This is a genomic window from Pseudotabrizicola algicola, from assembly GCF_010915705.1.
Lineage (GTDB): Bacteria > Pseudomonadota > Alphaproteobacteria > Rhodobacterales > Rhodobacteraceae > Pseudotabrizicola > Pseudotabrizicola algicola.
Map to the genome: position 1 here is coordinate 81,088 of NZ_JAAIKE010000009.1, position 5,489 is coordinate 86,576.

The window sequence follows — 5,489 nt, forward strand, 5'->3', positions numbered from 1 at the left end:
GGCCGACCTGACCCATTCGGCGGGGATGTGGATGACGCCGACGGCTCGAGACCACAAGGATGGGGCGACCACCTTGGCGAACACGCCGGTGAACGGGCTGCTTGGCCGCCAGGTCCTGGTGACGCCGCTGGCTGGGAGCGATACCTCCGAGCCGCGCCGAACCTTGAACCCGCTGTTCGTCGAGGCGCTGATGGGCTGGCCCACCGGGTGGACCGGCTTCGGCTCTGTGGCAATGGCGTGGTCCCCCTGGTTGCAGCGCATGCGTTGCGAACTCTCGCGGCTGAGCTGCTGGCCGATGGATGACGGGGCGCCAGCATGAAGCAATCGCGCGCCATGTCGTTGGTCGAGTCCGTCGCCAACGTGATCGTCGGCTACGGGGTCGCCGTCGTCACGCAGATCCTGATCTTCCCGGTCTTCGGGCTGCACACGACGCTGGCCCAGAACCTGAAGATGGGCGCGGTGTTCACCGTGGTCAGCATCGCGCGGTCCTACGTCCTGCGGCGGCTGTTCGAACGGCTGCGGCGGGTCTAAGCCGCCGCTGGCGGATCGGCCATCCCGCTGGTAGCCTTGGCACATGTCCGAAGGCTGGAAACATATCGAGATCAACGATCACGGGACCATCGTCGTCCTGCGTCCGATCTCGGACGAGGGACGGGACTGGCTTGTTGAGCATGTCGGTGAGCCGGAACCGGGCGGCATCTACACCTGCGAGCCGCGCATGGCGCAGGATATCCTGCAGGCCGCCGCCCGCGATCTGCTGTCGTGGCAATGAGAAACCGCCGCCCGGTCGGGGCGGCGGCGTAGCAATCGACTCGCGGCGTCAGGCGGCGGGAAGCCGGTAGACCCGGCCGCGTCCTTCGACCTTCTCCGAGGTCACCTCAAGCCCGAGCTTCTTCTTCAGGGCGCCGGACATGGCGCCGCGAACGGTGTGGGCCTGCCAGCCGGTGGCGGCGACGATCTCGTCGATGGTGGCGCCCCCCTCGGCGCGGAGCATTGCGATCAGCGCCTCTTGCTTGGTGCCGCTGCGGCGGCGGACGGGCTCGGGCGCAAGCGTGGTCTCGGCCCGCCCGTCCTGCGGCTGCTCCGGATCCTCCGTGATCCCGAGGGTGCTGTAGGCCAGCGGGGTGGCGCGCAGGGTGATGGGTCCATGTTCGTCGTCGTGCCGCCAGACGGTGTTGAGGTCGGTGGCGGGCACCTCCTCGATCAGCCCGTGCTTGAGGAGGCTCTTGCAGACGTTGCCGACGGCGCCGCCCTTGAGGTTGGCGGTGACGGGGAACACCATCCCGTCCTCGCGCGCGCAGGCGGCGGAAAGGATGACGGCTTGGGCGTCGGAAAGCTGGATCTGGGTCATGGGTCGTCTCCGTGCTCGGGGCCGCGACCGTCGCAGCCCTCCTACGACCCCGAGCCGCGCAGGGCGCGCGGCAGGAGTTCCGGCGGTGCCGGAGATCAGCGGGCGTGTTCGCCCTCGCCGAAGGCGCTGTCGGTGATGCGCTTGAGAAGGCTGGCGTAGTGTTCGAGGGTGCCGACCATGGCCCAGCCGACCTCGTCGGGGTGGCAGTCGAAATGGTCGTCGCTGAGCGCCTGCAGCCGGGCGAGCATCTCGTCGATCTCGGCCTTCTTGCCGATGAAGGCACTCAGGGCGGCCTCCTTGTTGCGACGCGCCTTCTCGGCGCGGAGCTCAATGCGCGGGGTGGTGATGGTGGTGTTCGTCATGGCGGTGGTCCTTGGGCTGAGTTGCATCGTCCTTGTGCAATCAGAATCGCTCTGCAGCGCCGGAAAGCGTAGGCAATTCAAAGCCATATGATTGCTATCTGGCCGCCCGCGCTCAGATCAGCCCCATCCCGGCCAGCGATGCGCTGGCCGTGGCGAGTTGCGCGGTGGGCAGTTCGATCTTGAGGTGCGAGATGACGTCCGAGACCTCGGCCGCGATCCCGTCCTCGCGCAGGGCCGCCTCGATCACCTCGGCGACGGCGTCGGGGCGGGAGCGGTCGAACTGGTCCGGAAGGGCGTCGTGATCGATGCGGATGGTGGTCGTGCTCATGGCGGGATCCTTTCAGGATTGGGTGGCGGCGCGGCGTCCGGCCTCGTAGGCCTCGGCGAGCGCGTCGCGGATCGCCCAGACGGCGACGTCGTGGAAATCGAGCCGGTCGGAGTTCCGGGTCTCGAGCGTCTCGAGGAAGAAGCGCCGCTGCGCGATCTCCAGGATCAGGGCGTCGCGGGCGGCGGCGGGATCGGTCTTGCGGCGGGTCATCGGGGTGGCTCCATGGTGAGTTGCATCATCCTTCCGGAGACACGTTCCCTCTGTCCGCGAGGCTTATCAACTCGACAAGCACATGATTCTGAATGATAATCGGAGCCGAAGATGCAGGGCATGAGCGAGCGCCAGTACGCCGCGCATGTCGGGCTGTCGCGTGGCGCGATCCAGAAGGCGAAGACCGCCGAGCGCCTGGTCCTCTATCCCGACGGCAGCATCAACGCGGCGGCCAGCGACGCCCGGCGTGCCGAGGCGACGGACCCATCGAAGACGAGGAAACCGCCCGCGCCGAAGCTGAAGCCCGTCCCAGAGGCGGCGGTGGCCGCCGTTGGCGACACGCTGCGCGAACAGGGGCTGGCTGTTCCGGCGGTCGGCGGCGGCACGACCTTCCTGCAGGCGAAGACGGCGAACGAGGTGCTGAAGGCACAGGAACGGCGCATCCGGCTCCAGAAGCTGAAGGGGGAGTTGATCGAGCGGGCGCGTGCCCTGGCGCTGGTGTTCCGGCTGGCGCGGGAGGAAAGGGACACGTGGGTGAACTGGCCCGCGCGTGCGGCGGCGCTGATGGCGGCCGAGCTCTCGGCCTCGTGCTGCGACGCGACAGGCCAGCAGATCACCGTGGAGCCAGCCGCGATGCAGAAGGTCCTGGAGAAACATGTACGCGCCCACCTCGACGAACTCGCCGAGGTCCGGCCCGACTTCCGGTGATGATGACGCACTGATGGACTTCGACGGCGCGGGCGAGATCCTGCGCGCCTGGGGCAACGGGCTGCGGCCCGACCCGGACCTGACCGTCTCGGAATGGGCCGACCGGCACCGGATGCTCTCGGGCCGCGCCTCGGCCGAGCCGGGGCGGTATCGCACGGTTCGCACGCCCTACATGCGCGAGATCATGGACCGGCTGTCGCCGGGCGATCCCACGCAGCGGGTGGTGTTCATGAAGGCCGCGCAGGTCGGCGCGACCGAGGCAGGCAACAACTGGATCGGGTTCGCGATCCACCAGGCGCCGGGCCCGATGCTTGCGGTCCAGCCGACGGTGGAACTGGCCAAGCGGAACTCGCGCCAGCGGATCGACCCGCTGATCGACGAAAGCCCGGAACTGCGGGAGCGGGTGAAGCCCGCGCGATCCCGCGACGCGGGCAACACGATGCTGTCCAAGGAGTTCGCGGGCGGCATCCTGATCATGACGGGCGCCAACTCGGCGGTCGGGCTGCGCTCGACCCCGGCGCGGTACATCTTCCTCGACGAGGTCGACGCCTATCCGGCTTCGGCCGACGAGGAAGGCGATCCGGTCACACTGGCCGAGGCGCGCTCGCTGACCTTCGCCCACCGGCGCAAGGTGTTCCTGGTGTCGACGCCCACGATCCGGGGGCTGTCGCGCATCGAGCGCGAGTACGAGGCCAGCGATCAGCGCCGGTTCTTCGTGCCGTGCCCGCATTGCGGCGCGATGCAGTGGCTGAAGTTCGACCGGCTGCGCTGGCAGAAGGGCCGCCCCGAGACGGCGGAATATCACTGCGAGGGCTGCGAGCAGCCCATCGCGGAGCACCACAAGACGGCGATGCTGGAGGGCGGCGAATGGCGGGCGACCGCCACGGCCGCCGATCCGACGACGGTCGGGTATCACCTCTCGGCACTCTATTCGCCGATCGGCTGGCTGAGCTGGGAGCGGATCGTGCGGGCATGGGACGCGGCACAGGGGTCCGACGAGGCGATCAAGGCGTTCCGCAACACCATCCTCGGCGAGACATGGGTCGAGACCGGGGAAGCCCCCGACTGGCAGCGGCTCTATGACCGGCGCGAGCGCTGGACATCCGGCACGGTGCCCGCGGGCGGGCTGTTCCTGACCGCCGGGGCCGACGTACAGAAAGACCGGATCGAGGTCGATGTCTGGGCCTGGGGTCGCGGGCTGGAAAGCTGGCTCGTCGATCACGTCGTGATCGAGGGCGGCCCGGACCGGCACGACGCGTGGTCGGAGCTGACCGCGCTGCTCGACCGGTCCTGGCCGCATGAACGCGGCGCGCATCTCAGGATCGCGCGGCTCGCCATCGACACGGGCTACGAGGCCCCGGCGGTCTATTCCTGGTCGCGGGCGCAAGGCTTCGCGCAGGTGTCGCCGGTCAAGGGTGTCGAGGGGTTCAACCGCTCGAGCCCGGTGTCGGGGCCGACCTTCGTCGACGCGACCGAGGGCGGGAAACGGCTGCGGCGCGGGGCGCGGCTCTGGACCGTGGCGGTGTCGACCTTCAAGGCCGAGACTTATCGCTTTCTTCGCTTGGAGAGGCCCACGACCGAGGAACGTGCCGAAGGCGCAGCTTTCCCGCCGGGCACGATCCACCTGCCGACATGGGTCGAGAACGAATGGCTGAAGCAATTCGTGGCCGAACAGCTGGTCACGGTGCGCACCAAGCGCGGCTTCGCCCGGCTGGAATGGCAGAAGCTGCGCGAACGGAACGAGGCGCTGGATTGCCGCGTCTATGCCCGCGCCGCCGCCTGGATCGCAGGCGCGGACCGCTGGCCCGACGAGAAATGGCGCGACCTCGAGGATCAGCTCGGGGCCGCCCCCACCGACACCGATCCCGCCGGGCAGATCAACCGGCCGGGACAGGCCCCGCAGGGCAAGCGCCGCTCCGACTGGCTCGGACGGCGTGGAGGATGGTTCTGAGTGAGGACTGGTCCGCGCAGCGGATGCGAGGCTCCAGTGGAGCGTCGCAAGGGAACGAACGCACTGAGCGGGAGCGAAGGGCATGGACTGGACGGAAACCGAGCTCTCGGCGCTGCGCCGGGCCTATGCAAGCGGCACGACCCGGGTCAGCTACGACGGCAAGTCGGTGGACTACGGCTCGGCCGAGGACCTGCTGGCGCGCATTCGCACCATCGAACGCGCCATCGCGGGCGTCAGCCGCCCGCTGCCCGTGGCCGGGCTCGCTGGCTTCTCGCGCGGGGATCGCTGATGTCCGCGACCTGGTTCGACAGGGCTATCGCTTCGGTCGCCCCTCGGGCAGCCGCGCGGCGCGTGATGGCCCGTCAGGCCTTCGAGACGCTGACACGGGGCTATGACGGGGCGGCGCGCGGACGGCGGACGGAAGGCTGGCGCGCGCCCGGATCCTCGGCCGACACAGAGATCGGCGTCGCGGGGGCTCTGCTTCGCGACCGGATGCGTGATCTGGTCCGTAACAACCCGCATGCGGCGAAGGCGGTCGCGGTGCTGGTCAACAATATCATCGGCGCGGGGATCATGCCG

The 5,489-nt window shown here is 69.2% G+C and carries 10 protein-coding genes and 1 pseudogene; 7 read left to right on the top strand and 4 right to left on the bottom strand.

Translation table 11 applies throughout. The features are described from left to right. The 3 genes and pseudogenes from G3572_RS19000 to G3572_RS19010 all read left to right on the top strand — a co-directional run. A pseudogene (locus G3572_RS19000) lies at positions 1–319 on the top strand (hypothetical protein); the annotation flags it as partial. Then, positions 316–531 (top strand): DUF7220 family protein, encoded by a 216-nt coding sequence (locus tag G3572_RS19005; RefSeq protein WP_164614845.1) that lies wholly within the window; start codon positions 316–318, stop codon positions 529–531. The pseudogene G3572_RS19000 and the gene G3572_RS19005, both read left to right, overlap by 4 nt. A 43-nt stretch (positions 532–574) precedes the next feature. After that, positions 575–772, top strand: coding sequence for a hypothetical protein (locus G3572_RS19010; protein ID WP_164614847.1), 198 nt, complete (start codon positions 575–577; stop codon positions 770–772). Positions 773–820: 48 nt separating this feature from the next. On the opposite strand, the gene G3572_RS19015 is transcribed toward G3572_RS19010, so the two are convergent. The 4 genes from G3572_RS19015 to G3572_RS19030 form a co-directional block, all read right to left on the bottom strand. After that, positions 821–1,351, bottom strand: a complete 531-nt coding sequence (locus G3572_RS19015; protein ID WP_164614850.1) for a DUF3489 domain-containing protein — start codon at positions 1,349–1,351, stop codon at positions 821–823. Between the two features lie 95 nt (positions 1,352–1,446). After that, positions 1,447–1,713, bottom strand: coding sequence for a hypothetical protein (locus tag G3572_RS19020; protein ID WP_164614852.1), 267 nt, complete (start codon positions 1,711–1,713; stop codon positions 1,447–1,449). 112 nt (positions 1,714–1,825) lie between these two features. Continuing rightward, positions 1,826–2,041, bottom strand: coding sequence for a hypothetical protein (locus G3572_RS19025; RefSeq protein WP_164614854.1), 216 nt, complete (start codon positions 2,039–2,041; stop codon positions 1,826–1,828). 12 nt (positions 2,042–2,053) lie between these two features. Further along, positions 2,054–2,251 carry a DUF6900 domain-containing protein gene (locus G3572_RS19030; protein ID WP_164614857.1) on the bottom strand — a complete coding sequence of 66 codons (198 nt, stop codon included), beginning with the start codon at positions 2,249–2,251 and terminating at the stop codon, positions 2,054–2,056. Positions 2,252–2,362: 111 nt separating this feature from the next. Here G3572_RS19030 and G3572_RS19035 point away from each other — a divergent pair, with 111 nt between their 5' ends. The 4 genes from G3572_RS19035 to G3572_RS19050 form a co-directional block, all read left to right on the top strand. Next, positions 2,363–2,959, top strand: coding sequence for a hypothetical protein (locus tag G3572_RS19035; RefSeq protein WP_164614860.1), 597 nt, complete (start codon positions 2,363–2,365; stop codon positions 2,957–2,959). Further along, entirely contained in the window at positions 2,907–4,910 is a 2,004-nt protein-coding gene (locus G3572_RS19040) for a phage terminase large subunit family protein (RefSeq protein WP_164614863.1), read from the top strand. The genes G3572_RS19035 and G3572_RS19040 overlap by 53 nt, the downstream gene beginning before the upstream one ends. A gap of 82 nt (positions 4,911–4,992) precedes the next feature. After that, positions 4,993–5,199 carry a phage head-tail joining protein gene (locus tag G3572_RS19045; protein WP_164614865.1) on the top strand — a complete coding sequence of 69 codons (207 nt, stop codon included), beginning with the start codon at positions 4,993–4,995 and terminating at the stop codon, positions 5,197–5,199. Further along, positions 5,199–5,489: phage portal protein (locus G3572_RS19050; RefSeq protein WP_164614868.1), on the top strand; the 291-nt coding region annotated here is incomplete at its 3' end. The genes G3572_RS19045 and G3572_RS19050, both read left to right, overlap by 1 nt.